The sequence below is a fragment of the Streptomyces sp. C10-9-1 genome, assembly GCF_024497955.1.
Lineage (GTDB): Bacteria > Actinomycetota > Actinomycetes > Streptomycetales > Streptomycetaceae > Streptomyces > Streptomyces sanyensis.
Genome location: NZ_JANHKP010000004.1, coordinates 232,799 through 258,832 on the forward strand (window position 1 = coordinate 232,799; position 26,034 = coordinate 258,832).

Annotated in this window: 23 protein-coding genes and 2 tRNA genes; 12 read left to right on the top strand and 13 right to left on the bottom strand. The window is 75.6% G+C overall.

All coding sequences use genetic code 11. From position 1 onward, the window contains the following. The first annotated feature begins 18 nt into the window (after positions 1 to 18). Both NPS70_RS07480 and NPS70_RS07485 read left to right on the top strand, forming a co-directional pair. Positions 19 to 981: a D-2-hydroxyacid dehydrogenase gene (locus NPS70_RS07480; RefSeq protein ID WP_256523264.1), complete on the top strand. Its 963-nt coding sequence runs from the start codon at positions 19 to 21 to the stop codon at positions 979 to 981. Next, on the top strand, positions 962 to 2,368 hold the full coding sequence (locus tag NPS70_RS07485) for an amidase (RefSeq protein WP_256523265.1): 1,407 nt from the start codon (positions 962 to 964) through the stop codon (positions 2,366 to 2,368). Before NPS70_RS07480 ends, NPS70_RS07485 begins: the two co-directional genes overlap by 20 nt. 18 nt (positions 2,369 to 2,386) lie before the next feature. On the opposite strand, the gene NPS70_RS07490 is transcribed toward NPS70_RS07485, so the two are convergent. Next, entirely contained in the window at positions 2,387 to 2,878 is a 492-nt protein-coding gene (locus tag NPS70_RS07490) for a DUF3830 family protein (RefSeq protein ID WP_256523266.1), read from the bottom strand. A gap of 69 nt (positions 2,879 to 2,947) precedes the next feature. Here NPS70_RS07490 and ehuB point away from each other — a divergent pair, with 69 nt between their 5' ends. From ehuB to NPS70_RS07520, 6 genes are all read left to right on the top strand, one after another. Beyond that, positions 2,948 to 3,805: an ectoine/hydroxyectoine ABC transporter substrate-binding protein EhuB gene (ehuB, locus tag NPS70_RS07495; RefSeq protein WP_256523267.1), complete on the top strand. Its 858-nt coding sequence runs from the start codon at positions 2,948 to 2,950 to the stop codon at positions 3,803 to 3,805. Beyond that, a complete protein-coding gene (gene ehuC / locus NPS70_RS07500; RefSeq protein WP_256523268.1) occupies positions 3,802 to 4,542 on the top strand; it encodes an ectoine/hydroxyectoine ABC transporter permease subunit EhuC in 741 nt (246 codons plus the stop codon). Before ehuB ends, ehuC begins: the two co-directional genes overlap by 4 nt. After that, positions 4,539 to 5,189 carry an ectoine/hydroxyectoine ABC transporter permease subunit EhuD gene (gene ehuD / locus NPS70_RS07505; RefSeq protein ID WP_256523269.1) on the top strand — a complete coding sequence of 217 codons (651 nt, stop codon included), beginning with the start codon at positions 4,539 to 4,541 and terminating at the stop codon, positions 5,187 to 5,189. The genes ehuC and ehuD overlap by 4 nt, the downstream gene beginning before the upstream one ends. Beyond that, entirely contained in the window at positions 5,179 to 5,967 is a 789-nt protein-coding gene (locus NPS70_RS07510; protein ID WP_256523270.1) for an amino acid ABC transporter ATP-binding protein, read from the top strand. Before ehuD ends, NPS70_RS07510 begins: the two co-directional genes overlap by 11 nt. A 166-nt stretch (positions 5,968 to 6,133) precedes the next feature. After that, positions 6,134 to 6,892, top strand: coding sequence for an IclR family transcriptional regulator C-terminal domain-containing protein (locus NPS70_RS07515; protein WP_256523271.1), 759 nt, complete (start codon positions 6,134 to 6,136; stop codon positions 6,890 to 6,892). 158 nt (positions 6,893 to 7,050) lie between these two features. Next, positions 7,051 to 7,124 (top strand) — tRNA-Lys (locus NPS70_RS07520). A gap of 147 nt (positions 7,125 to 7,271) precedes the next feature. Here the strand turns inward: NPS70_RS07520 and NPS70_RS07525 are convergent. The 3 genes from NPS70_RS07525 to NPS70_RS07535 all read right to left on the bottom strand — a co-directional run bounded on the left by NPS70_RS07525 (position 7,272) and on the right by NPS70_RS07535 (position 10,725). Then, complete coding sequence (locus NPS70_RS07525) at positions 7,272 to 7,859, bottom strand: lytic polysaccharide monooxygenase (RefSeq protein ID WP_256523272.1); 588 nt, start codon at positions 7,857 to 7,859, stop codon at positions 7,272 to 7,274. 115 nt (positions 7,860 to 7,974) lie between these two features. Continuing rightward, positions 7,975 to 9,360 carry an SPFH domain-containing protein gene (locus NPS70_RS07530; RefSeq protein WP_256523273.1) on the bottom strand — a complete coding sequence of 462 codons (1,386 nt, stop codon included), beginning with the start codon at positions 9,358 to 9,360 and terminating at the stop codon, positions 7,975 to 7,977. A gap of 96 nt (positions 9,361 to 9,456) precedes the next feature. Further along, complete coding sequence (locus NPS70_RS07535; protein ID WP_256523274.1) at positions 9,457 to 10,725, bottom strand: peptidoglycan-binding protein; 1,269 nt, start codon at positions 10,723 to 10,725, stop codon at positions 9,457 to 9,459. Positions 10,726 to 10,936: 211 nt separating this feature from the next. Between NPS70_RS07535 and NPS70_RS07540 the strand changes: the two genes are divergently transcribed. After that, positions 10,937 to 11,010, top strand: a tRNA-Lys gene (locus tag NPS70_RS07540). Positions 11,011 to 11,114: 104 nt separating this feature from the next. On the opposite strand, the gene NPS70_RS07545 is transcribed toward NPS70_RS07540, so the two are convergent. The 4 genes from NPS70_RS07545 to NPS70_RS07560 all read right to left on the bottom strand — a co-directional run bounded on the left by NPS70_RS07545 (position 11,115) and on the right by NPS70_RS07560 (position 15,155). Continuing rightward, positions 11,115 to 11,762 (bottom strand): hypothetical protein, encoded by a 648-nt coding sequence (locus tag NPS70_RS07545; RefSeq protein ID WP_256523275.1) that lies wholly within the window; start codon positions 11,760 to 11,762, stop codon positions 11,115 to 11,117. A 93-nt stretch (positions 11,763 to 11,855) separates the two neighbouring features. Further along, complete coding sequence (locus NPS70_RS07550) at positions 11,856 to 12,635, bottom strand: HAD-IIA family hydrolase (protein WP_256523276.1); 780 nt, start codon at positions 12,633 to 12,635, stop codon at positions 11,856 to 11,858. 222 nt (positions 12,636 to 12,857) lie between these two features. Further along, complete coding sequence (locus tag NPS70_RS07555; RefSeq protein ID WP_256523277.1) at positions 12,858 to 13,748, bottom strand: hypothetical protein; 891 nt, start codon at positions 13,746 to 13,748, stop codon at positions 12,858 to 12,860. Between the two features lie 204 nt (positions 13,749 to 13,952). Further along, positions 13,953 to 15,155, bottom strand: coding sequence for an ROK family protein (locus tag NPS70_RS07560; protein ID WP_374211952.1), 1,203 nt, complete (start codon positions 15,153 to 15,155; stop codon positions 13,953 to 13,955). Positions 15,156 to 15,211: 56 nt separating this feature from the next. Here NPS70_RS07560 and NPS70_RS07565 point away from each other — a divergent pair, with 56 nt between their 5' ends. Both NPS70_RS07565 and NPS70_RS07570 read left to right on the top strand, forming a co-directional pair. Continuing rightward, positions 15,212 to 16,300 (top strand): Gfo/Idh/MocA family oxidoreductase, encoded by a 1,089-nt coding sequence (locus NPS70_RS07565; protein ID WP_256523278.1) that lies wholly within the window; start codon positions 15,212 to 15,214, stop codon positions 16,298 to 16,300. Next, positions 16,297 to 16,815 carry a heme-degrading domain-containing protein gene (locus NPS70_RS07570; RefSeq protein ID WP_256523279.1) on the top strand — a complete coding sequence of 173 codons (519 nt, stop codon included), beginning with the start codon at positions 16,297 to 16,299 and terminating at the stop codon, positions 16,813 to 16,815. Before NPS70_RS07565 ends, NPS70_RS07570 begins: the two co-directional genes overlap by 4 nt. Before the next feature lie 72 nt (positions 16,816 to 16,887). On the opposite strand, the gene NPS70_RS07575 is transcribed toward NPS70_RS07570, so the two are convergent. From NPS70_RS07575 to NPS70_RS07585, 3 genes are all read right to left on the bottom strand, one after another. Beyond that, a complete protein-coding gene (locus NPS70_RS07575; protein WP_256523280.1) occupies positions 16,888 to 17,748 on the bottom strand; it encodes a fumarylacetoacetate hydrolase family protein in 861 nt (286 codons plus the stop codon). Positions 17,749 to 17,932: 184 nt separating this feature from the next. Further along, positions 17,933 to 18,685 (bottom strand): membrane protein insertase YidC, encoded by a 753-nt coding sequence (yidC, locus tag NPS70_RS07580; RefSeq protein WP_256523281.1) that lies wholly within the window; start codon positions 18,683 to 18,685, stop codon positions 17,933 to 17,935. Between the two features lie 213 nt (positions 18,686 to 18,898). Beyond that, on the bottom strand, positions 18,899 to 19,219 hold the full coding sequence (locus tag NPS70_RS07585) for a DUF6412 domain-containing protein (protein WP_256523282.1): 321 nt from the start codon (positions 19,217 to 19,219) through the stop codon (positions 18,899 to 18,901). Positions 19,220 to 19,483: 264 nt separating this feature from the next. Between NPS70_RS07585 and NPS70_RS07590 the strand changes: the two genes are divergently transcribed. Next, entirely contained in the window at positions 19,484 to 20,488 is a 1,005-nt protein-coding gene (locus NPS70_RS07590; RefSeq protein WP_256523283.1) for a hypothetical protein, read from the top strand. Positions 20,489 to 20,556: 68 nt separating this feature from the next. Here the strand turns inward: NPS70_RS07590 and NPS70_RS07595 are convergent, their stop codons facing one another. Then, entirely contained in the window at positions 20,557 to 22,173 is a 1,617-nt protein-coding gene (locus NPS70_RS07595; RefSeq protein WP_256523284.1) for a phosphodiester glycosidase family protein, read from the bottom strand. A gap of 292 nt (positions 22,174 to 22,465) precedes the next feature. Then, positions 22,466 to 25,465 (bottom strand): AAA family ATPase, encoded by a 3,000-nt coding sequence (locus NPS70_RS07600; RefSeq protein ID WP_256523285.1) that lies wholly within the window; start codon positions 25,463 to 25,465, stop codon positions 22,466 to 22,468. Positions 25,466 to 26,034: the final 569 nt, after the last annotated feature.

Below are 26,034 nucleotides of genomic sequence, written 5' to 3' on the forward strand. Positions count from 1 at the left end.
CGAGGCGGTTTCCGGTCGATGTCCCGACCCTCGCTCCTGGTCCTCGCGGCCGACCCCCCTCCACGCCTCGGCGCCCTCACCGGGAAGGCGGACGTCCGCTTCACCGACGAGGCGCGCCTGGCCGGTGAACTCCCCCGCGCGGACGCGCTGCTGGTGTGGGACTTCACCTCCGAGGCGGTCCGCCGGGCCTGGCCCGGCGAGGGGCCCAGACCGCGCTGGGTGCACACCCCCAGCGCGGGGGTGGACCGCCTGCTCTGCCCGGAGCTCGCGGCCTCCGAGACCGTGGTCACCAACGCCCGGGGCATCTTCGAGCAGCCCATCGCCGAGTACGTGGCGGCCCTGGTCCTCGCCATGGCCAAGGACCTCCCCGCCACCCTGGAGCGGCAGCGCGAGCGCCGCTGGCGGCACCGCGAGACCCTCCCGGTCGAGGGCAGCCGCGCCGTCGTCGCCGGCGCCGGGCCGATCGGCCGGGCGGTGGCCGGGACGCTGCGCGCCCTGGGGGTCCGCACGGCCGTGGTCGGCCGTACCGCCCGACCCGGCATCCACGGCGAGCAGGACCTCGACCTGCTGCTGACCCGGGCCCACTGGGTGGTGTGCGCCGCCCCGCTGACCGAGGCCACCCGGGGGATGTTCGACGCCCGGCGCTTCGCCCTGATGCAGCCCTCCGCGCGCTTCCTCAACGTCGGGCGCGGCCCCCTGGTCGTCGAGGCCGACCTGGTCGCCGCCCTGCGCGACCGGACGATCAGCGGCGCCGCGCTGGACGTCTTCGAGCAGGAGCCCCTTCCGCCGGACAGCCCCGTCTGGGAGGCCCCCGGCCTGATCGTCTCCCCGCACATGAGCGGCGACACGGTCGGCTGGCGCGACCGCCTGAGCGAGCAGTTCGTCTCCCTGTTCGAGCTGTGGGCCGCGGGAGAACCCCTGCCGAACGTGGTCGACAAGGAACGTGGGTACGTGCCCATGCATGACCACGCGCCTGACTGACCTGACCGCACACCGACTGCTGGCCGGCTACGCACGGGGGGACTTCTCCCCCGTGGACGCCGTCCGGGAGTGCCTGGAACGGGCCGAGGCCGTCCAGCCGACCGTCAACGCCTTCGTCCGCATCGATACCGAGGACGCCCTCGCCCGGGCGGGGGAGTCGGCGGCACGCTGGCTGCGGGGGGAGCCGCGGGGCCTGCTGGACGGCGTGCCGGTGACCGTCAAGGACCTGCTGCTCCAGCGCGGGGTGCCCACCCTGCGCGGCTCGCGGACCGTGGACCCGAAGGGCCCCTGGACGGAGGACGCGCCCTCGGTGGCCGCCCTGCGCCGCCACGGGGCGGTCTTCCTGGGCCGGACCACGACCCCCGAGTTCGGCTGGAAGGGCGTGACCGACTCCCCCCTCCAGGGGGTCACCCGCAACCCCCACGACCCCTCGCGGACGAGCGGGGGGTCGAGCGGCGGCGGCGCGGCGGCCGTGGCCCTGGGCGCCGGTCCGCTGTCGGTCGGGACGGACGGGGGCGGTTCCGTGCGCATCCCGGCCTCGTTCTGCGGGGTCTTCGGGCTGAAGCCGACCTACGGCCGGGTGCCCCTGTACCCGGCCAGTCCCTTCGGGACCCTGGCGCACGTGGGCCCGATGGCGCGGGACGCCGCCGACGCGGCGCTGATGCTCGACGCGATGAGCGCACCCGACTGGCGGGACTGGACCCAGTCCCCGGCGGAGGGCGATCTGCGCGGGCGGCTGGCCGAGGGGGTGGAGGGGCTGCGGGTCGCCTACTCCGCGACCCTCGGCGGGCAGGTCCCGGTGCGGCCCGCGGTGGCGGCCGCCGTGCGGCGGACGGCTGCCGCCCTGGCCGACCTCGGCGCCTACGTGGAGGAGGCCGACCCCGACATCGCCGACCCCGTCGACGCCTTCCACACCCTGTGGTTCACGGGCGCGGCCCGCGTGGTGCAGCACCTGGGCCCGCGCAAGCGGGCGCTGCTGGATCCGGGCCTCGCCGAGATCTGCGCCGAGGGGGCGGGGCGCAGCGCCCTGGACTACCTGGCCGCGGTGGACGCGCGGGCCGCGCTCGGGCGGCGGATGGGCCGCTTCCACACCCGCTTCGACCTGCTGGTGACGCCCACCCTGCCGATCACCGCCTTCGAGGCGGGGGCGGAGGTGCCCGCGGGCTCGGGCCTCCACCGCTGGACGGGGTGGACGCCGTTCACCTACCCGTTCAACCTGACCCAGCAGCCCGCCGCCACCGTGCCCTGCGGGACCGACGATGACGGCCTCCCGGTGGGCGCGCAGCTGGTGGCGGCACGCCACCGGGACGCGCTGGTGCTGCGCGCGGCGCACGCGCTGCACGGGGCGGGGGCCGCGGTGGCACCCTCCCCGGGCGCGCCGCGCTGACGCCCGGGGACGGCCGGCTCAGGCGCGGCGGAAGGAGAGCGTCTCCCCCGCCGCGCCGGTGCGCCACAGGTCCTGGCAGGCCGCGGCCATCTCTTCGAGCCCCTGCACCACCTCGCCCCAGACGGTGCCCGGCACCCAGCCGGTGTCCCCGTTCAGCAGCAGGTTGTTGCGCTCGTAGAACAGCGCCAGATCCACCGTCACCGGCCCCGGACGGGCGGCCCCGTAGCCGTGCGAGGCCGTGCCGAGCTGCTCGCCGCTGAAGGTGAAATAGCACAGGTCGCCGGGGATCGGGGTGACCGTCGGGTTCTCCAGCGGGGGCTCGGCGTCGGCGAAGGGCGGGAAGAGGGCGTAGACCTCGTTGCGGGCGTACTTGGCGTGGTAGACGTCGCCGCTCAGCGGCAGCGCCCCCCACACGGCGGCGCAGGCGGCCGGGGCCCGGTCGTCGAGCAGCCGGGCGGTGCAGCGGGCACCGCGCCGGTCGAGGGACACGGTCAGGTATCGGTCGGCCATCTTCTACGCATACCCCACGCGGACCCGGGTAGCCGCGCGGCCATGGCTCGTACTAGACACGCACGACCAATGAGCAGACGCTCGGTGCTCCTCGGCACCGCGGCCGTCGGCACTCTCGGGGCGCTGGGGGCCGCGGGGTGCGGCCGGGTTCCCTCCGGTGACGCGCTGGCCAGGCTGAAGTCCCAGGGAACGGTACGCCTGGGGATCGCCGGGGAGGTGCCGTACGGCTACGTGGACGACCGGGGCGAGTTCACGGGCGAGGCCCCGGAGCTGGCCCGGGTCGTCTTCAGGCGCCTGGGGATCGACACCATCCAGCCGGTCGCCACGGACTTCGCCTCCCTCATCCCCGGTCTGAACTCCCAGCAGTTCGACGTGGTCTCGGCCGGGATGTACATCAACAAGGACCGGTGCGCCCAGGTCATCTTCTCCGACCCCGAGTACCAGATGCTCGACGCGTTCATCGTGCGCAAGGGCAACCCGAAGAACCTGCACACCTACGAGGACGTGGTGCGGACCAAGGCCCGGTTCGCCACCGGGACGGGCTACGCGGAGATCGGCTACGCCGTCGCCGCGGGGATACCCGAGAAGGACATCGTCATCCTCCAGGACCAGGTGGCCGGGCTCAACGCGGTGGAGTCCGGCCGCGTCGACGTCTTCGCCGGAACGGCCCTGACGGCCCGTGAGGTGGTGCGCAAGAGCTCGCGCGCCGAGGCCACCGAGGCGTTCGCGGCGGTCGTCGACGGCAAGGAGCAGATCGACGGGGGCGGCTTCGCCTTCCGTCCCACCGACACCGAGCTGCGCGACGCCTTCAACGACGAGATCCTCGCGATGAAGAAGAGCGGTGAGCTGTTCCGGATCCTGAAGCCCTTCGGCTTCACCGAGTCCGAGATGACCACCCTGACCGCCGAGGAGCTGTGCCGGAAATGACAGCCGGACTCTGGCAGAACTGGGTGCTCCCCGGTATCTGGATCACCGTGCAGCTGCTGGTCTACAGCGCCGCGCTGGCCGCGTTCGTCGCCTTCGCCGTGGGCATGGCGCGAACCCATCGCTCGACGCCCGTGCGCTTCCTGGCGGGCTTCTACACCGAGGTCTTCCGCGGGACGTCGGCCCTGGTGCTGATGTTCTGGCTGTTCTTCGTGGTGCCCCCGCTGATGGGCTGGCAGCTGGTCCCCATGTGGGCCGCGGTCCTGGCGCTGGGCCTGTCGTACGGTGCCTACGGCGCGGAGATCGTGCGCGGGGCACTGAACTCGGTGGCCACCGCCCAGCGTGAGGCGGGTGTCGCCCTCAGCTTCACCCCCTGGCAGCGGATGCGGCTGATCCTGCTCCCGCAGGCGGTGCCCGAGATGATGCCGTCCTTCTGCAACCTGCTGGTCGAGCTGCTCAAGGGCACCGCGCTGGTGTCGCTGCTCGGCGTGGGCGACGTCTCCTTCGCCGCCTACCTGGTGCGCCTGGCGACCCAGGAGAGCGCGCAGATCTACACGGTCAGCCTGGTGATCTACTTCGTGCTGGCCCTGCTGGTGACCCGGTCGATGAAGGCGCTGGAGCGCCGGTCGAAGCGGAACATCGGCATCGAGCAGGAGCCCGGCCTGCTGGGCGGCCTGCTGGCGCGCCGCGGCGCCGGACCGGTCCGCGGTACCGAGGCGGCGGGAGGTGCGTCGAAGTGACGTGGGACTGGTCCGCCGTCTGGGACTTCATGCCGCGCTTCTGGGAGGGGCTGCTGGTCACCCTCCAGGTACTGGTGCTCGGCTCCCTGCTCTCGTTCTCCCTGGGCCTGGTCTGGGCCCTGGCCTTCCGCGCCCCGAGCCGGCTGGTCCGCTGGCCGGTGAACGCCTTCACCGAGTTCGTCCGCAGCACGCCGCTGCTGGTGCAGCTGTTCTTCCTGTACTTCGTCCTGCCCGAGTGGGGCATCCGCTTCTCCGCCCTGGTGACGGGCACGATCGCGATCGGACTGCACTACTCGACGTACACCGCCCAGGTCTACCGCGCCGGTATCGACGCCGTGCCGAAGGGCCAGTGGGAGGCGGCGACGGCCCTGAGCCTGCCGGCCCACCGGACCTGGTTCGCGGTGATCCTGCCGCAGGCCGTCCGCCGCATCACCCCGGCGCTCGGCAACTACGTCATCGCCATGCTGAAGGACACCCCGCTGCTGGCCGCGATCGGCGTGCTGGAGCTGCTCCAGCAGTCCCGGCTGGAGAGTGCCTCGACCTTCCAGTACACCGAGCCGCTCACCGTGATCGGCATCGCCTTCATCCTGATCGCCTATCCGGCTTCCCTGCTGGTACGAGCCCTGGAGCGCCGCCTTGCCCGCTGACACCGCCCCCGACACGGCCCCCGAGACCGGCGGCACGCCGAACGGCGAGCTGATCCGCTTCGACAACGTCACCAAGCGGTTCGGGGACAACACGGTCCTCGACGACCTCTGCTTCTCGGTGAAGCCGGGCAAGCACGTGACCCTGATCGGCCCGTCCGGCTCCGGGAAGACGACGATCCTGCGGCTGCTCATGACCCTGGAGTCGCCGGAGGAGGGCACCATCACGGTGGCCGGAAGGACGCTGTTCCCGGCCGCCGAGAAGGAGCGCCGCGAGGCCCGCAAGAAGATCGGCATGGCCTTCCAGCAGTTCAACCTCTTCCCCAACATGACGGTGCTGCGCAACATCACCGAGGCGCCGGTGCGGGTGCTGGGGCTCTCCAAGGAGGAGGCCGAGGCGCGCGCCCGGGAGCTCCTGGAGCTCGTGGGGCTGAGCGAGAAGGCGGACGCCAAGCCCGGCCAGCTCTCCGGGGGCCAGCAGCAGCGGGTGGCGATCGCCCGCGCCCTGGCGATGCGCCCGCAGGTGCTGCTGCTGGACGAGGTGACCTCCGCGCTCGACCCCGAGCTGGTCGCCGGGGTGCTGGATCTCCTGCGGGACATCGCCCGGACCACGGACATCACCATGGTGTGCGTGACGCACGAGATGAGCTTCGCCCGCGACATCTCCGACGAGGTACTGATGTTCGACGGCGGCAAGGTCATCGAGTCGGGCCCGCCGGAGAAGATCTTCTCGGATCCGGAGCAGGCACGGACGCGCGAGTTCCTCGGCGCGGTGCTCTGACCACCCGCCCCACCGAAGACGTATGCCCTTGGCATATGCCAAGCAGATGCGCCCCAGCGCAGGCCGCTGGGGCGCCGCGTCTTTTGCGCCAACACCCCGCCGCCAGGGGGTCCTTGGCCGCTATCGTGGAGGGGAAGTTGCGGTAACAACCTGGTAGGGGGAAACCGTGGCGCTGAAGCCCGAGCCGACCGCGCCGTTCCATTCGGTGCACTACGTCCTGCGCGTCCTGGAGACCATCTCGCGCCACGGCGGCGGCGTGAGCGACGCCCAGATCGCGCGTGAGACCGGACTGCCGCCGGGCCACCTCGCCCCGATGCTCGCCATGCTCCGCCGCGAGGGCTACGCGGAGCAGACGGCCGACGGGGCGTACGTGACCGGCGAGTCGCTCGTCCTGCTGGGTTCGGGGTCGACCCGCAAGGAGGCCCTCGCGGCCAAACTCCAGGACACCCTGTCCGAGCTGCGGGACTCGGTGGGGGCGGCCGTCTACATCAGCCGGTACATCGACGGCGAGGTGAAGATCACCCAGTTCGCGGACGGCCCGGGCACCCCGAAGGTCAACGAGTGGGTCGACTTCCGCTCGGCGGCCCACGCCAGCGCGGTCGGCAAGTGCCTGCTCACCCAGCTCGACGTCAACGGCCGCCGCGACCACCTCTCCCGTCACAAGATCGCCAGGCTGACCTCCCGGACGATCACCAGCGAACGGCTGCTGTTCTCCAAGCTCGACGCCCAGCCCCCGACGGTGCCCGTGCTGGACCTGCAGGAGTACGCGGTGGGCACCGTGTGCGCGGCGGTCCCGCTGACCGCCGGGTCCGCGGTGGGCTGCCTGGCGCTGTCCCTGCCGATCGAGCACGCGCACCGGCTGCGGCAGGCCGCGGACACCCTCAACCGCAGGGCCGCACCGGTGGTGCTCTCCCTGGCGATCTGACGCCGCCCTCCGGGCCGTACCGCCACGGAACGGGTGATACCGCCCCCCGGCCGACGGCCGGGGCCCCTCGGGTCCCGGCCGGGGCTCCCGTGGTCGGAACCATCCTCCGGGAGCCGGTAGTATGGACGCCGTCGGCCGCCGAGCGGCGGACGAGTCAGGCGCCGCTAGCTCAGTTGGTTAGAGCAGCTGACTCTTAATCAGCGGGTCCGGGGTTCGAGTCCCTGGCGGCGCACAGCACGGCAAGGCCCCTCGCGTGAGCGGGGGGCCTTCCGCGTTCCTCCGGACGGCACCCCGGCGCGGCGGCACCGCACCCCGGACCCGGCGGTGGTCCGGGGGGTTGCGGCGCCGGGGCGCGAGGGGCCGCCGTCCGGCACGGGGATCAGAACTGGACGTCGGAGCAGGCGTAGAACGCGTTGCCCGTGTCGTGCACGGTCCACACCGCCAGGATCAGATGGCGGCCGGACTTCCCGGGCAGCGTGCCGGAGTGCGACAGCGTCGAAGGCGGCTGCTGCCCCCCGTAGGGAACGGTCAGGAAGGGCTGCGACTCCAGGGCCGCGCGGGTGAGCGGCCGGGCGGGGTTCCACCCGTCCCTGGTGATGAAGTACCTGAAGTCGGTGGTGCGGTGGCGGGCGGTGAACTGCCAGCGGAACGTGTAGTTCTGCCCGGCGCCGACCCGGGTGGCCGGCCAGGCGCCGCCCCGCGGGTCGTCGAGCTGCGAGAAGCGGCCGTTGCCGCCCGCGCAGATCGTTCCGTCGGCGGGGCCGCGGGCGGGAAAGCCCTTGGGGCCCTCGACGCTCTGCGGTTCCCACTGGATCGAACCGCAGCCGGTCACGGTCCTGTTGGCGCAGAGCTTCTGCCGGCTGATGGGGGAGTCGGTGTAGCCGTGGCTGCTGGCGCTGCCGGTGGCGAGCACGGTCGTGCCCGCCACGGCGAGGCCGACCAGGGCCGCACCCATCTTCTTTCGCATGCTGGCTCCAGGAAGGGACGTGGGGAGTGCCTTGCGGTGCACGCGTGCGGTGGAGCGTATTCCGGTCTAGACCAAGTCCCAATGTATTGAGCCCCGTTGAGCATGTCCATACCATTCACGGAGCCTCTGCCGCGCCCGCCCGTCCCGTGTAGAAGGCAACGGTCAGATCCTTCACCAGCGCCTTGCGCTCGTAGTCCTCCCGGTCGACCAGACCCCGGTCCGTCAGCCGCCCCACGGCGTCCTCGACGGCGTCCACGACCGAGCTCAGCACGGCGTCCCGGTGCCGTGCGTCGATCGCGGCGATCTGCCGCCGCTGGACCGCCTCGGCCACCTCGGGCGCGTAGTCGACCACCACCGGCTGGGCGGTGAAGACCTCGACGCCCACCGGGGCGCACTGCGCGGCCAGCGTCTCGGTCAGCGCGGCGCCCACCGCGCGGGCGTCCCGGAGCGTCGGGACGGCCTCCCCGAAGCCGTCCGCCGGAAGCTGCGAGAGCACCCGGGCCGTCGCCGACTCCACCTGCTCGGCCAGGTACTCCTCGTGGTCCTCGACCCCGAGCGCCGCCCGCACCGTGTCGGCCACCCGCCACACCACGAGGACCACCACCCGCAGCGCCGTGCCGTCCGCGTCGTGCACGGGCATCGGATCGCTGCGCCAGTGGCGCAGCCGCACGTCGATCCTCCGGCGCAGCACCAGCGGGCTCACCCAGACCAGTCCCGTCCGCCGCACGCTCCCCCGGTAGTCGCCGCAGAGGGTGAGCACCCAGGCGTGGCCGACGCGCCCGCGGCCCAGGCCGCCGAGGCCGAACAGCGCCAGCAGCACGCCCAGGGCCAGCAGACACCAGACGCCGAGCCCGATCCCCTGGTACGGCGGCGGGCTGACGCCGAGCATCCGGCCCACCATGCCGGGCACCGCGCCCGTCCCCCACACCAGCGCGCCGATCCCCGCGAGCGAGAAGGCCCCCGCCACCAGGCCGATCCAGCCGGGCAGCACCGGACCGGGCCGCTCGGTCAGCCGGGGGTCCACGACCGGCACGGTGCCCGGGTCGGGCGCGGCCTTCGGTCGCGCCGCCGGACCGGACCGCGCGCCGGGGCCCGCGACCGGGCGCCCCGCCGCGCTCACCCGGGGCTGCTCGCCGGTGCCCATCCGGCGGTTGATCACCGAGGCCCGACGGGCCGGGGCGAGGGCCGGGGGCACGTCGTCGTCCCGGAAGAGCAGGTGGATCGGGATCTCGGTCGTCGTCTCGCTCGCGATCACCGGGCTGCGCCGGACCGGCTCGGCGGCGGGTGCCTCCTCCGAGGCGGCCGGGGGATCGCCGGGGTCCGCGGACTCCTCCGGCGCCCCGGTCGGCCCGCCGTCCCCCGCCGCGGGCGCCGAGGAAGACGGCCCGGGGGCATCGGGCGCGGGGCGGGGGGCCGCGGGCGCCAGGGTCGCGGCCTCGGACCGGAGCGCGGGGCCGTCGGGCGGGACGGGGCCTTCCGGTTCCGGCTTCGTGGTGTTCATGGCGCCTCGCCTTCCTTCGATGGGCAGTGGCCGGCAGTGGCCGTGTGCGAGGGCCGGCGGGCGGCGGGGACGGGCCCGCCGTCCGCCGGCCCCGGGTCAGCGGGCGGCGAAGAGCCGCCGCCAGGTCTCGGGCCCGGGGTAGCCGTCGGCCGCGGTGCCGCGCCAGCCCTGCGCCAGCTGGAACTCCTGGACGTTGCGCCGGTCGGCCTCGGACCAGCGCGGCGAGGGCCCCACGGCGTAGTGGCGCCCGTAGCCGCGCAGGACCAGCTGCTGCCCGAGCCGGGTGACGTGGTCGTTGGACCGCCCGGTGCGGAAGTGCTCCCGCCCGGGGAAGGGCGGCGCCTGGGCGGACGGGCCCGCGGTCACGGCCGGGGCGATGTCCTTGCCCTTTCCGTCCACCAGCAGCTGCCAGGTGTGGGGGCCGGGCAGTCCGTCGGCCTCGGCCCCGCGCCAGCCCTGCGCGCGCTGGAACGCCTCGGTCGCCCGCCGGTCCGCCTCGGACCACTGCGGCCCGGGCCCCTCCTGGTAGAAGCGCTTGCCGCCCCGCGCCACCAGCAGTTCGCCGAGCCGGGTGACATGGGCGTTGTTCGCGCCGGGGCCGAAGGAGGCCGCGCCGGGGAAGGGGGTCGCCGCGCTCTCGGCTCCGCCGGTGGTGGCGGTCACACCCTTGTAGCGGTAGGCGACGTAGCTGGCCGAGTTGCTCCAGTAGGCCATGGGCGTGGCCTGCCGCCGGGTCCGCGGCTTGGTCTGCTCGTAGGCCACGTAGGACGTGTGGGTGTAGTCGGTCCAGCCGCCGAAGATCGTCACATGGGAGCCGGAGGTGGGGTCGGCGGGGTTGTGGAAGAGCAGGATGTCACCCGGCTGGAGGTCCTCGCGGGCGATCCGGTCCCCGAACTTGGCGAGGCTGCCGGTCCATTCGTTGCTGCCGAGGTCCCAGGCCATGGAGACGTAGCCGGAGCAGTCCTGGCGGTACCCGTCGGTCCAGTACGCCGTCATGCTGTACGGGACCTTGGCGGCGACCCACAGCTTGGCGCGGTTGATGATCTCGGCCCGGGTCGTGGTCTTCAGCTGGGAGGCGACGACCGGCTTCCCGGTGGGGCCGTGCAGCGGCCCCGCACTCCCCTGCTCGGTGGGCGGCAGCGGATCCGCCGCGGGGGTGACGGGCCGGACGGCCCCCGGGGCGGACGCGGCAGCCGCCCCGGCACCGCCCAGGACCACTCCGGCGGCGGTCACCAGCACCAGCGCGCGGCGGCAGCCGTGCGCGGACGGGTGGGCTCCCGCGGCCAGGGCCCGGCGGGCCTGCGCACATCCGGCGCAGTCGCACTCCCCGCCCGGCTCGTACTCCTCGAAGACCGGCACGGCCATACGCCTCGCCTCCCCAATCGCAATCGGCAAGATCCTCTGACGGTGTTTCACGGGCGCCAGTGTCCCAACCGAACGGACAAAACGCATTTTGACGGATCAACCAATAAAAACCATGATCTGACCGGCATCGGCGCGGCGGGCGGCTCCGCGCCGCCCACCCGGCCGGTGCGGAGCACCCCTCGCCGTCGGGTAGAGTTCTCCAGGTCAGCAGGCGCCGCTAGCTCAGTTGGTTAGAGCAGCTGACTCTTAATCAGCGGGTCCGGGGTTCGAGTCCCTGGCGGCGCACGCACACCGAGGCTCCTCTCGTTCGACGAGAGGAGCCTCGTTCGTGTGCCCGCACGCAGCGGGAGGGGTTCCGGCGGCGGGGACCGCCGGGCCGGCCGCTCCGGTCAGTCGGAGTCCGAGCGGCGGCGGCGCGCACTGCGGACGGCGAAGACGACGGCCGCGACCGCGGCCAGCACCAGTCCGACGACCGCCTGGGTCCGGCTCGGCCCGGCGTCCTCCGGGTCCACCGCGGCGACGGGCGCGGCGACGGCGACCGCGCCGCCACGCGCAGGGGCCCGCTCGGCCGGGGCGACCGGCGGGGGCACGGCCGCCGCGGGGGCGCGGTGCGCGGCGGCATGATGCGCGCGACGGGCCTCCGGCCGCTGCGCGGACCGCCCCGAGAGGCCCGCGAGGGGTGAGGCCGCCGCCGGCAGGAGGACGGACCGACCCGCGCGGCCGCCGCACACCGCCGCCGCCCTCAGCACGTCCGGCCAGGACTCCGGACCGGGACGCACGGCGGCCGGGGGGCGCAGGCCGTCCGGCCGGGACGGGCGGCGGACGGCGGTGGGCAGGAGGGCGGCCCCCGCGGCCGGTGCGGTCGCCTGCGCGCAGGACGCGGCACCCGCGCGGGGCGCACCGCCGGGCTCCGGGGCGGCGGGCGCCGGAGGGGCGTCGGCACCCCGGGCGGCGGCCGGGGAGGGCGGCGCGAGGGGCATCAGGACGAGGACGGCGGCCACACCGGCCGAACCCAGGGCAATCGAACCTGCACGCATCGTGAACCTCCTGCTTCCGCCAGGGTCACGCCTGCCGTCCGATTCCGCATCCGCGGGACCCGCCCGGCCTCGCGAGCGGGTCCGCGAACGGCCTCAGACCCGCTCGACGAGGTCCGCGATGGAGTCCACGATCGTGGACGGGCGGAACGGGTAGCGGTCCACGTCCGCCGGGGTGGTCAGCCCGGTCAGCACCAGGAAGGTCTCCATACCCGCCTCCAGGCCGGCGAGCACGTCCGTGTCCATCCGGTCGCCGATCATCGCGCTGCTCTCGGAGTGCGCACCGATCGCGTTGAGGCCGGTGCGCATCATCAGCGGGTTGGGCTTGCCCGCGAAGTACGGCTCCTTGCCGGTCGCCTTGGTGATGAGCGCCGCGACGCTGCCCGTGGCCGGCAGGGGGCCCTCGGTGGACGGCCCCGTCTCGTCCGGGTTGGTGCAGATGAACCGGGCACCGCCGTTGATCAGCCGGATGGCCTTGGTCAGCGATTCGAAGCTGTAGGTGCGGGTCTCGCCGAGTACCACGTAGTCCGGTTCGTGGTCGGTGAGCACGTAGCCGATGTCGTGCAGGGCGGTGGTCAGGCCCGCCTCCCCGATGACGTACGCGGTGCCGCCGGGGCGCTGGTCGTCCAGGAAGCGGGCGGTGGCCAGCGCGGAGGTCCAGATGTTCTCCACGGGCACGTCCAGGCCCATCCGCGCGAGACGGGCGTGCAGGTCCCGTGCCGTGTAGATGGAGTTGTTCGTGAGCACCAGGAAGGGCTTGCCGGTCTCCCTGAGCTTCTTGACGAAGGCGTCGGCGCCGGGGATCGGCACGCCCTCGTGGATGAGGACGCCGTCCATGTCGGTCAGCCAGGACTCGATCGGCTTGCGCTCTGCCATGTGGGCGGACTCCTGCCGTGCATACGTCGATACGTGCGAAGGACGCCGCGACAGCACTGTGGCGACACCGGACAGACTAAGGCCTTCCGCGCAGGCGGCCCCCGGCCGGTCGGCGGGAAACCTGAAGGCCGCGGGCGGTCCGCGGGCACGGGGCACGGGCCCGCGCGGGCTCCGCCGGCCCCTCCGCGGCCGGTCCGGCGGCAGGGGTGCGGCCGCGGCGGCTCAGCGGCGGCGCTGCGACCGCAGCCGGCGGGAGAGCAGCAGCAGGACGGCGCCCCCGCCCGCGGCGGTCACGGCGACCGCGGCCAGGGCCCGGGCGGCCGGACCGGGGCCCGTGGCCGCCAGCTCGCCGGGGGCGAACGGCACGGGCGGGCGGGCGTCCGGGCTCCGCACCGGGCGCGGGGCGGGGTCGGCCCCCGGGCTCTCCGTGCGCCCGGCGGGGGGCTCCGCCGGGCCGGTGGCGGGGGCCGAGGGTGCGGGGTCCGCCGGGGTGACGGCGAGGCGGTAGTCACCGGACTCCCCGACCCAGTCGCCGTCGTCCCCCATGCGCTGGACCACGGCCGCACTGACGGTGACGTCGCCCGGGGCGGTGGTGGCGGCGAGGGAGAACCTGACCTCCACGGCGACCGTCCGCCCGGCGGGCACCACGAAGCCGCGGAACCCGTCGTCGAACGCACCGACCAGTTCCTCCTCCTCGGTGCGCTCCAGGGCGACGGGCCGCCAGCGGCCGGCGTCGGCGTCGCGGAACTCGACGGCCACGCCGTCGGGGCGCAGCGGCCCGGCGGAGCCGGCGAGGACCACGACGGGGTGCAGGTGGTGGCACTGCTCGGGCGTGGTGTTGGTCATCTCCAGCCGCCACCGGCTGAAGCCCGAGCCCGCGCGCACGGTGTCGGGACCGCCGCGGATGCGGGCCCGGATCGGGAACTCGGGGTCGCCGTCCCGGCCGCAGGTGGGCTGCTGGTCCGCGGGGCGTGCGGCGCCCTGGTCGCCGACCCCGGCGCGGGGCGCCGGGCGGTCGTCGTCTGCGGCGGCGGGGGCCGCCGGCAGGACGGTCGCCGCGATCGCGGCGACCGCACAGGCGGACGGGAGGGCGAGGGCGTTGCGGAGTCGCATCGGGGGGCCTTTGCTGCTCGCGTGCTGCCGGGACGGCCGGGCCGGGGTCCGGGGGGACAGGGCCATCGTTGCCCCGAGCGCCCGGTTGCCGCGGCCCGGATACCGCCGAACAGCGGCGGATCGCCCACCGTGCCGGGGACTGCCCGCCCCGGCGGGGCCCCGGGGCGAGGGGATCCGCGGCGGCGCCGGGGAGGCGCGCCGGGATCAGGCGGGGCGCCCGAAGAGGGGGGCGAGCACGAGGTGGGCCGCGCCCTCGGCGACGGTGTCCGCTCCGGCGTCCACCGCGGCGACCGGCACCGGCCCCCGGGCGGCCACGGCCCGGGCCACCCCGGCGGTGAACACCTCCGGGGCGGCGGCCACGGTCCGGCCGCCGAGCAGCACCCGGTCGATGTCGAGCAGGGCCACCAGGTTGGCCGCGCCGGTCCCGAGGACCCGGGCGGCCTCCGGGAGGTCGCCCCGGCCGACCGCCGCGAGGCAGAGCGCTTCGAGGCAGCCCCGGCCGCCGCAGCCGCACACCGGCCCGTCGAGCCGGACCACCTGGTGGCCGAACTCCCCGGCCCCGGTGCGGGAGCCCCGGTAGGGCGCACCGCCGAGCACGAGGCCCGCGCCGAGGCCGGTGCCCAGGTGGAGGTAGGCGAACGAGTCGCCGGGGCCGCGCAGGGCGAGCCCGAGGGCGGCCGCGTTGGTGTCCTTGTCGAGGACCACCGGCAGGCCCAGCCGGGCGGCGAGCTCCTCGCGCAGCGGGTGGCCCTCCCACTCGGGGAAGCCGGTGACCCTCCCGGGGACGCCGGAGCGGTGGTCGAGCGGCCCCGGCATGGCGACCCCGGCGCCGAGGACCCGCGGCGGGCGCCCGTCGGCCCGGACGCGGGCCGCGGCGTCCCCGAGCAGCGCACCCACGGCGTCCGCGGCGGCGGCGATCACCCGCCCGGCGCCCGCGCCCAGGTCGAGCGGGCCCCGCCGGGAGGCGACGGGCGTGCCGGAGAGGTCGAGCAGCACGGCTGTCAGCTCGTCGCGGTCGAGGTGGAGGCCCACGGCATGGGCCGCGGACGGCACCAGGCCGAGGACCGTGCGGGGCTTGCCCCCGGTGGAGGCGCGCCGGCCCGCCTCGGCGACCGTGCCGTCCGCACGGAGCCGCCCGACGATCTTGCTGACGGCCTGGGGGGTGAGGCCGGTGCGCTCGGCCAGCTCCACGCGGCTGATGCCCTGCGCACCCGCCGTGCGCAGCAGGTCCAGGACGAGGGCCGTGTTGTGGCTGCGCAGGGCCGTCAGCCCGGCCCCGGCCGGGGCACCGGCGGGCAGGGTGAGCCCGCCCGGCGGACCCTGCCGCCGGGCGGCGCCCGGCGCCCCGCCGCCGGTCCCCGCCGTACCCGTACCCGTGCCCGCCTCGTCCGGCCGCTCCGTCGTCACCCTCCCATTCTGCGGTGTGCTTGCACTTTGGCAACAGCGTTGCTTAAGTGGCCTCCATGACCGGACCCGGCACTCCCCTGCGCGTCGGGCTCGTGGGCTACGGCCTGGCGGGCTCCGTCTTCCACGCCCCGCTCATCACCACCACACCGGGGATGGCACTCGACACGGTCGTCACCTCCCGGGCGGAGCGCCGGGACGCCGCCCGCGCCACGCTCGGCGACGGGATCCGCTTCGCCGCCCGCCCCGAGGAGCTGTGGGAGCGGGCCGGGGCGCTCGACCTCGTCGTCATCGCCTCCCCGAACCGGACGCACGTGCCGATCGCCACGGCCGCCCTGCGGGCCGGGCTCCCGGTGGTCGTGGACAAGCCGATGGCCGGGACGGCCGCCGAGGCGCGTGCCCTCGGGGCCCTCGCCGAGGAGCGGGGCCTCGTCCTCTCGGTCTTCCACAACCGCCGCTGGGACAACGACTTCCTCACCCTGCGCGGCCTGCTCGCCGACGGCGCCCTGGGCGAGGTGCGGCGCTTCGAGTCCCGCTTCGAGCGCTGGCGCCCCGAGCCGAAGGGCGGCTGGCGCGAGTCGGGCGACCCGGCGGACCTGGGCGGGCTGCTGTACGACCTCGGCAGCCACCTCGTCGACCAGGCCCTGACGCTCTTCGGGCCGGCCGTACGGGTGTACGCGGAGGCCGATGTGCGGCGGCCCGGCGCGCAGGCCGACGACGACACCTTCCTCGCCCTCACCCACGCGGGCGGCGTCCGCTCCCACCTGTACATGAACGCCGCGGCCGCGCAGCTCGGCCCGCGTTTCCGTGTGCTCGGCTCACGCGCCGGGTACGTGAAGTACGGACTCGACCCCCAGGAGGCCGACCTGCGTGCCGGGAGGCTGCCGGGCGGGGGCGGGCCCTGGGGCGTCGAGCCCGAGTCGCTCCGGGGCCGCCTGGGCTCCGGGGAGTCCCCCGCGACCGGCGGGGGCGCCCCGGTGCCGACCCTGCCGGGCGACTACCCCGCGTACTACGCGGCCGTCGCCGCGGCCGTGCGCGGCGAGGGCCCGGTCCCGGTGACCGCCGGACAGGCGGCGGCCGCCCTCGACGTCCTGGAAGCCGCCGGCCGTTCCGCCAGGGACGGCGTGACCGTGGAGATCGACAGATGACCGGTACGACGCCGACGGAGCACCCGTCCGCCGACGAGATCACCGAGCAGGAGCGGCGCCTGACGCTGCGCCGCTTCAGCAACGAGGACGCCTGGAGGCTGGGCAGCCTGCTGGTGGAGATGGCCCACCTGCGGAGCGCTCCGGTCGCGATCGACATCCGCCGGGGAGCCCAGCAGCTGTTCCACGCGGCGCTGACCGGTTCCAGCGCCGACAACGACGCCTGGATCGACCGCAAGCGGCGGGTGGTCGAGCGCTACGGGGTGAGCTCCTACCTGGTCGGGGCCCGGCACCGCGAGAAGGGCGTCCCCTTCGAGGAGTCCTCCCGGCTCGACCCCGCCCGCTACGCCGCGCACGGCGGTTCGTTCCCGATCAACGTCGAGGGTGTGGGCCTGGTGGGTTCGGTGACGGTCTCCGGTCTTCCCCAGGCCGAGGACCACGCCATGGTGGTGGAGGCGCTGGAGCGGTTCGCCGCCCACGCGGACGGCTCCAGCGGCGTGGCGGGCCCCCCGTCCTGACACCCGCGGGCGCGCCGCGACCCGGGCGGGTGCCGCCCGGGCCGCGGCGGCGCGGGGCGCCCCGCGCGTGTCCTACGCCCCCTTCAGCTGCTGGCGCTGGCGGCCGAGGCCCTCGACCTCCAGCTCCACCACGTCGCCCGGCCGCAGGTAGGGCTTGGGCTCGGGCCGGCCCATCGCCACCCCGGCCGGGGTGCCCGTGTTGATCACGTCGCCCGGGTGGAGCGTCATGAAGCGGCTCAGGTAGCGGACGACCTCGGCCACCGGGAAGATCTGGTCGGCGGTGGAGCCGTCCTGCTTGAGCTCGCCGTTGACCCACAGCCGCAGGCCGAGGGCCTGGGGGTCCGGGACCTCGTCGGCGGTGACCAGCCAGGGGCCGAGGGGGTTGAAGGTCTCGCAGTTCTTGCCCTTGTCCCAGGTGCCGCCGTGCTCGATCTGGAACTCGCGCTCGGACACGTCGTGCGAGACCGCGTACCCGGCCACATGGGCGAGTGGGTCATCGTCGTCGCCCAGGTACCGGGCCGTGCGCCCGATGACCACGGCGAGCTCCGCCTCCCAGTCCGTCTTGCGGCTGCCGCGCGGCACGAGCACGGTGTCCTCCGGGCCGACGACGGTGTCGGCGGCCTTGAGGAAGACCACCGGCTCGGCCGGGGGCTCGGCCCCGGTCTCCGCGGCGTGGTCGTGGTAGTTCAGGCCGATGCAGACGACCTTGCCGACCCGGGCGAGCGGCGGCCCGATCCGGAGCCCGGCAGGGTCCAGCGGGGGCAGCACGCCCGCGCCGGCCGCGGCCCGGATCCGGTCGAGTGCGGACGCGTTCGCGAGCAGCGCCCCGTCGATGTCGTCGACGAGCTGGGACAGGTCGCGCAGGGTGGCGCCGTCCGGGTCGAGCAGGGCGGGGCGCTCCGCACCCGCCGGACCGACACGCAGCAGCTTCATGGGTTCGTCTCCCCTGTTCTGTGACCGCCCCGGACCGACGGGTGCGGCCGTCGGCGATCGGGGGGTCGGCTGATCCTCCAAGAGGTCCGACGGCTCTGCAAGACCCTGTTCACCACCTGGACCGGGGCCGGGTGGGAGCGGAGTGCACCCCGGACCGGCGCCCCGCCCGCTCCCGCCCCGGCCGTCAGGCCGGCGCCGGGGCCTCGGGGGCGGCCGCGTCGCGGTACAGCCAGGCGCGCTCGGCCACGGTCCAGGTGGTGGAGGTGACGACGTAGAGCGCGGCCGCGAGCGGGACGACGGCCACCGTGACCAGGGTCGCGAAGGACAGCAGCGGCATGAACCTGAGCATCGCCCCGAGACCGGGCGGCTGGTCCGCGACCGGGGCGGGGGCGGCGGCCAGCTGCCTGCGGGTGGTGCGGTAGCCGAACACCGCCACGACGGCGACCAGCGCGAAGACCGCCAGGTACACCGTTCCGTCGGGCCCGAGGAGACCGCCGTCGGCGAGGGCGTCGGCCCAGCGGCCGCCGAGCGGGGCGCCGAACAGGCCGTGGTCGAGCAGCGCGTTGGCCTCGCCGCCGATCCGGTCGCTGGAGAACAGCTGGTACATCAGGAAGAACGCCGGCAGCTGGAGCAGCGCGGGCAGGCAGCCGGCCAGCGGCGAGACCTTCTCCCGCGCGTACAGCTCCAGGACGGCGCGCCGCAGGCGCTCCGGATCCGCCCCGTGCTTCCTGCGCAGCTCGGCGACGCGGGGCGCGAGCCGGGTGCGGGCACGGGCTCCGCGGGCCGCGGCGCGGGCGAGCGGGTGGGCGGCGAGGCGGACCAGGGCGGTGAAGACCACGATGGCCGCGGCGGTGGCGGACGCCGCGAGGAGCGGCTGGAGCAGGTCGGCGAGGCGCTCGACCAGCGAGGCGAAGGCGGGCAGGGGGGAGACGGACATGGCTGGGCCCTTCCGGAGGGGGTCTCGTCGTGCCGGGGTGGTGACGCGGGATCGGCGGGACGGCCCGGAGGGCGGGCAGGGGTGAGCGCCGGGCGCACGGAGACCTCGGGTGTCCGTGGCGGGGCGGCCCCCGGGCCTACGGAGCGTCAGGCTCCGCGGCGGGGTGCGGGAAGCGCTACCCGGGAGGTCCGGCACCTGCCGGACCCGGGAGCCCTACGCGGCCGTCAGGACGGGACGGCCGGGCGCCCGGGGCCTGGTGCGGCCCCGGGAGTCGGGATCGCGCTGGGGAAGGAAGGCGGTGCGCCGCGCCCTGTCGCGCAGCGCGGTGCGGACCCGGGTGCGCGGCACCGCCGGGACGCATCGGGCCCCGAGCGCCACGCAGACGACGAGGGCGGAGCCCGCGGCGGCGGTCGCGGTCGCGGCGAGCGCGAGGGCCGCCGTCATGCCGTCGCCGTCGACGAGATGGGCACCGGCGAAGAGCAGCAGCAGGAGCAGCCCGGGCAGCCGGATCGGGCGCGGCACACCGCGGAGCATCCCGCCCTCCCTCCCGCACGCCGTTCCCGTGGACCGGTCGGCCCCCTCGTCCCTGTACACGATCAGACGCGGGGCCCGGTTCCCGCCGCCGGGCGGACGAGGCGGGTCGCGCGCTGTGACGTACCCCACGCCCCACGGGTCCCCGCACCCGGCAGCGCCCCTGCCTGGGGCGATACCGCTCCCCCTCCGGCACCGCGCGGAGCGGCCCGACGGCCCCCGCCGCGGCCCCCCGCACCGCCGCCGCACGGCAGTACGGTGTGGGGCATGCGCCCCGACACCCCCGCCGACCACACCGCCGAAGCCGAGCGCCTGCTGCGGACCGCCGAGAGGTACCCGGAGGACGACGAGCAACTGCTGCTCCAGGCCGCCGCCCATCTGGAACTCGCCGGTGAACGCGAGCGCGCCTCCGGGCTCTACGACCGCCTGCTGGCGGCCGACCCGGAGCATCCGCAGCTGGTCAAGGCGCTCCAGGCGGCGAACCTCTGGGAGTACGGGCACGAGGCGGAGGCCCGTGCCCTGATCGCGGGCATCCGCATCGCCGCCCCGCCGCAGCCCGCGCCCTGGGAGGTCGTCGCCGAGACGCTGGAGGCCCACGACGAGCTGGACGCCGCCCACGCCTGCTACGACGAGGCGCTCGCGCTGCTGCTGCCGCAGGACGGGGAGGTGCCCTACGCGGCCCGCACCCTGCTGACGGGCCGCCACCGGGTGCGGCGGCTCCAGGGCCGCGAGCACGACGCGCACGACGCGCTCGCGGACCGCGTCCACGCCGCACGCACACCGGACGTCAGCCTCGACGAGCTCCACGACCCGGGGCGCCTGTGGGCGCTGGGCTCGGACAACCCGGAGGAGCTCCGGGCGGAGATCGCGCGGCTGCGGTCGGAGCTGGGCTCCTACCGCTCGGCGCTGTCGCGGCCCTTCCCCGTGGCGGTCCTGCACTGGTCGGCGCCGGAGCTGGCCGAGCTGCTGGCGGCGTATCCGGAGCTCGCCGCCGAGTACCCCTCGCACGAGGCGCATCTGGCGACGATCGAGTCCTCGCTGCGGGACCTGGCGGCCACCGGGACGGAGAACCTCGGCGTCGTCACCGGCACGCTCCCCTCCTACGAGGCGTTCGCCGCCTCGGAGTCCGCCTCGCCCGCCGCGGTCTCGCTGCTGCCGCAGTACGCCACGACGCTCGCCGCCCGCGGGCGCGCGGCGGCCTGGCCGCCCGCGCAGGGCGCCCGGTGCTGGTGCGGCGCGGACGGCGCCTACCGGGACTGCCACGGCCGCTGAGCGGGCCGGTGCCGTGCGCGGCGCGCCCCCGGAACCGGAGCGGTTCCGGGGGCGCGCGGCATCCTCGGTCAGGGGCGCAGCAGCAGCACGTTGCCCAGGGAGCGCTCGCCCGCCGCGTCCGAGGGACGGTTGACGATCCCGGCGTCGGCGGTCGCCATCACGCTGGAACCGCCGCCGTCGAGGTTCATCGCCTCGCGGGCGCCCAGGCGGCGCATCAGCTCGGCGGCCCGGGCGATGCCGAGGCCCTCGCTGTACCCGGCCCGGCGCCCGTCGACGACCACCAGCATCAGGCGGCCGGCGCCGTCGACACCGATCATGGACCGGGGGTTGGCACGCACCGTCCAGTTGTAGGTGAACGTCTGGTCCGCGCCCTGGCGCACCACCCCGTCGGCGACGGCGTTCACGGACACCCTGCCGTCCCGCACCATCGTCGGACCGACCTGGAGGACGGTGGTGTCCGGGGTGAGGGCGACACGGCGGCCGCTGCCGTCCTCGACGCGCTCCTCCACGGTGAGCCGGGTGCCGGGCACCGCGTGCGCGCGCAGCCAGCGGGCGCTGTCCCCGAGGGCCTGCACGGTGGACCCCCCGGCGGGCACGGCGGTCCCGCGCGTGCCGTTCAGGGCGAGGACGGTGCCCTGTGCGTCGAGCACGGCCTCGGCTCCGGCGCCGGAGGGCGTCGCGGCGCCCCATTCGGGTGTGAAGCGGACCAGTTCGCTGGGGTCGGTGCAGCGCAGGTCGTGCTGGGGGAGCTCGGTGGGCAGGTCGCCGCCGACCCCGCCGCAGTTCCACACGACGCCCGGCGGCCGGTTGACGCCGTCGACCTCGGCGGCCGCCGCGCCGGCGCGGAGCGTCACACGGGCGGTGAAGGTGTCGACGTCGACCGAGCGGCCGCCGGTGATCCTGATACCGGCCCGGCCCCGGGTGGCGGAGCCGATCAGCCGGCCGTCCTTCACGTACAGCCCGGCGGGCGCCCCGTCGTAGAACCACTGGCCGTTGATCCCGGCGATCGCGTCGGCGGCGCCGAGCAGTTCGGTGAGCTTCTCGGTGCCCTTCAGCGAGGGGCCGAAGTCGGTGTCCAGCCGGCCGCCGAAGCGGGTGAAGTCCACCCGCAGCACATGCACCCGCTGCGGGGCTCCCGCGTCGTCGCCGTCCTGGGCCGTGAAGCGGGTGCCGCCCGCGAAGCCGGCCTTCCTCACCCGGGCCAGCTCCGCCGCCGCGTCCGCCTCGGCGGCGTGGCCGCCGACCCGCACCGTCCAGCCGAGCCTCCCGGCCGGCCGGTCGGCGAAGGCCGGGGCCCGGACCTCGGCGACGCGGGGGGTGAACCCCGCGGCCCGCAGCGCCGCCGCGACCCGGTCGGCGGTGGCCCGCGGGCCGAGGGCGGTGCGCGCGGAGGCGAGGGGGCCGTCCGGCGTCGCGGGCAGGTTGACCTGCACGGTCCACCGGTCGCCCGGGTCGGGGCTGCCCAGGGCGTAGGTGCTCAGGAGCACCCCGGGGGCCACCTCCCTGGTCGTGACGGCGGCGCCGGGGAAGCGGGGCTCGGCGGAGCGCGCCCGGGGAGTGCCCGCCGCCTCGGCGTTCGGCGCCGCCACCGCAGGATTCCTCGCCGCTTCCGTGCCGTTGAGGGCCACCATGGTGCCCGCCACCACTCCGGCCGCCGCCAGGAGGGAGAGTGCCTTCGTCCGCATGTTCGCCTCCGCTCGTCGGAACTGTGCCACCGGGCAAGTCAACGAGCGGCGGGTGTCGCAGGATACAACTCCCGCGGCACGGGCGGGGAAGAGCCTCCGGCGCTTCTGCTCCGAGGTCCGCACCGCCTGCGCTCCGCGGCGGCGCGGTGCGGGCCGGAGCCCCGCCGGGCCAGGACGCGGCGGGGGCGGACGCGCCGGGGGCGGGACCCCGTTGAACACCGGGGCCCCGCCCTCCGTACTCAAGGGCACCTCCCCCAAGAGGCTGGGCGCGTGACCGTCGGGCAGGGACGGCTCACGCGCCCGGCTGCTGCTCCCGGCACGCCCGGTGCGCGGGCGGCTCGCCCTCCGCCGCCCGGGCGGCCGGCGCCGGCCGCTCGTCCGTCCGCGGTCCGAACAGCCGGGGCAGCCCGGCCCGGTCGGATCCCACCTTGCGGTAGATGTCCGACAGCAGCCGGGTCACCGCGGCGGGTTCGGCCTCGAGCGCCTCGGCCATCCGCTCGTCGGACCAGCCGAGCGCCGCCCACTCCGCGACGGTCCGCTCCTGCGCGGTGAGCGACTCCGTCGCCGCCGTGCGCAGTTGCAGCGGCCACAGCCCGGCCTCGTCCAGCTCCTTGCGGGCCCTGGCGGCCAGCGCGTCCGCACCGCACTCCACCGCGCCCTCCAGTCCGCGGTGGAGCTGCTCGCCCGCCCGGTCCCGCAGCCCGGCTGCGCGCAGCGCGACGCCGTGGTCCACCAGGGCGCAGGCGAGGTCGTAGCCCGCGGGCGAGCGCTCCAGGTGCGCGACGGCGTCGGCCAGCAACTCGATCCGTCCGGACCCCTCGGTCACGGCGGCCATGGCGTGCAGCGCCTGCCCGATCGCCGACTGCGTGCCGAACCGGCGGGCCAGGTCGACCGCTTCGGAGGCCAGCGCGAGGGCCCGCTCCGGGTCGTCGGTGGCGCGGGCGAGGTGCAGCCGCCAGGGGCACCAGGCGGGGTTGCGCATCCCGCGCGGCTCCAGCCTCAGGCCCACGCGGGCCAGCTGCTGCTCCGCCTCCCGCCGCCTGCCCAGGGCGAGCAGCAGCTCGGCGTGCACGGTCTCGGCGTCCGGGTAGACCACGGCGCTCGGCACCACGTCGCCGTAGTGGTAGGCGGAGGCCACCTGGTGGGCTTCCTGGGTCCGGCCGCGGGCCAGCAGGACCTCGACGAGGATGCCGATGGCGAAGTACTGGGCGGGCACCATGTGGCCGACCCGGTCGGCGATCCTCAGCCCCGCCCGGACCAGCGTCTCGGCCTCGTCGAGGCGGCCCCGCCGGTAGCGGATGTAGCCGAGCAGGGTGAAGCCGAAGGACAGGTGGGCGCCTCGCCAGCCCTTGGTCTCGCACTCCTCGATGCCCTTGGTGAACAGTTCCTCGGCGCGTCCGGGCCGGTCGCAGTACATGAAGGTGAGTGCGACGAGGATCGGCACCTCGAAGCCCCACTGCTCGTCGGTCCAGCTGAGGCCCTCGCCCAGTGCCTCCTCCGCGTAGTGCAGGGCGGTGGCCGCGCTCTCGCCGCGGACCATGGCGTCCCAGGCGCGCAGGCCCAGGATGTACCGCTCGGCCAGTCCGCGGCCGGTGAGGTGCTCGGCGAGCTTGGCCAGCCGGCGCGAGCGGGACCGGGAGTCGGGCTCGTCGGCGCGGAAGGCGTTCCACATGAACTGCTCCGCCTGCATGTGCAGCCGGGTCCGGGCGTCCGTGGCGTCGCGGGCCGCCGCGGCGACCGTCTCGGCCGCCTCCGCCATCCGGTCCGAGTGGCCGAGCGCCTGGGCCAGCCGGTAGACGACGGCCTCGCGCAGCGACGGGGCGAGCACCGGCTCCTCCAGCGCGGCGCGCAGGTGGTTCACGGTGGTCGCCGGTTCGGTCAGCAGCGCGGAGCAGCCCAGTTCGAACAGGACGTCGGCCCGCTCCTCCAGTGCGGGAGGTTCGCGCAGTGCCCGGGCCAGGCAGCGGCGGGCCGCCTCCGGGGCACCGGACCTGAGGTACTCGCGTGCGGCCTCGCGCAGCTGCCGCACCGCCCACGGGTCGCTCTCCGGGTGCATCTCCAGCAGGTGCCGGGCCACCGTGGTCACGCCGAGGCCCGCCCCCGAGACGACCGCCGCGGCCTGGCCGTGCATGGCGACGCGGAACGCTGCGGGTATGGCCCGGTAGACGGCCGACGCGACGAGCGGGTGGAAGAACTCCAGGCGCCCGTCCGGAGCGTCCTCGGGCACGCCGTCCGCGTCGGTGGGCGGTTCCGCCAGGATGCGGGCCTCGCGCAGCGCGGCGACGGCGTCCGCCGACTCCGCCTCGCCCAGACCGCCGACGCTCGCGGCCAGGCTGCGGGTGGCCCCGGCGCCCAGCACGGCCGCGCTCCAGGCGAAGCGCACGGCGGAGGTGCCGAGGCGCTCCAGCCGGTCGACCAGTCCGCTGCCCTTGACGGCGGAGGCCAGCTCGCGCAGTTCGGGGACGTGGGCGGACTGCGGCTTGAGCCCGCGGTCGGCGACCTTGGCGGTGAGTTCGACGGTCTCGAAGGGGTTCCCGCCGGTGACCGCCCAGGTCTCGCGGCAGAAGCCGTCGTCGGCCTCCTCTCCCAGGCAGTCGCGGACCAGGCGCCCGACCGCGCCGGGGGTCAGCGGGACGAGTTCGTGGGGGTGCGAGCCGTTCCGCTCGGCCAGGCCGGCGAACGCGGCCGCGTCGGCGGGCAGTTCGTCGCTGCGGTAGGCGACGACCAGCAGCATCGGGAGTTCGCCGATGCGGGGCGCGAACCCGGTGAGCCAGGCCAGCGACTCCGCGTCCGCCCAGTGGGCGTCGTCGAGGACGACCACCAGGGGCGCGTGCTGCACGGCGAACCGGGTGGCGATCCAGTCCAGCCCGTCGCGGACGCCCTGCGGGTCGGGGCTGCCGTTCCCGCCCGCCACCAGGCCCATGGCCGGGGCGACGATGTCGTACCAGCTGCCGAGGAGTTCGCGGTGCTCGCGCTCGCCGGACGCGGCGAGCAGCGGCTGGACGAGCTGGCGGACCACGTGGAAGGCCACGCCCTGCTCCTGCTCGCCGCCGCGGGCGAGCAGGACCGTGCAGCCGCGCGCCGCGGCCCTGCGGCGCACTTCGTTGAGGAGGGTCGTCTTGCCGAGTCCGGCCGGTCCGGCGAAGGCCAGCAGTGCGCCGTTGCCGCGCCCGGGCGACCCGGCACCTGGCGCGCCGAGTTCGGTCAGCAGCGCATCCACTGCCGCGAGTTCGGTGTCACGTTCCAGCAGCAGGCGCCGCGAGCGCCCGGGCCGGTCTCCCGTGTGGGCCACATCTGTTCCTTTGACCGTGAGGTGTCCATGGGGTCATGCGGGGTCGGGCGTCCGGGTGCCCCGGCGGTGGGACCGGACGGTCGGCGGGTGCTGGAGCGGGGCGGGGGCCTTCCGTTGCGGTGGCCGGGGGTTCGCCGGTGGTCGCGCGGTCGGTGCGGGAGCGGTGGGCCGGACGGCGGTCGGGTCGGGTCGGGTGGTGCAGATCGGTCAGGGCGGTCAGGGCGGGGCGCACTCGTGCGCGCCGGGCGCGTACCGCGCGGCGCGGGCACATGCGCCCCCTGCGTAGCGTACGGCCACCAGGACGTTGCGTGACCCCGTGTACCTGTTCCGGCCACGGGGGCCCTGGGCATCTGGTAGCAACGGGGCGGGCGCACGGGTCGCGCGCGCCCGGTACCCGCGCCGGGATGACGTTGCCTCAGAATCCTCTGGTGCACCACCCGTCGCAGAAGCCCTCGCCACCGGGCGCGCGAGACCGGTCCGGCGGTGCTTCACACCACTTGGCCCGCCCCGCATGCTCCCCTACCGGCGACCGGGCGCCTAGCCTCCATGAGGCCGAGTCCCGCCCCTGG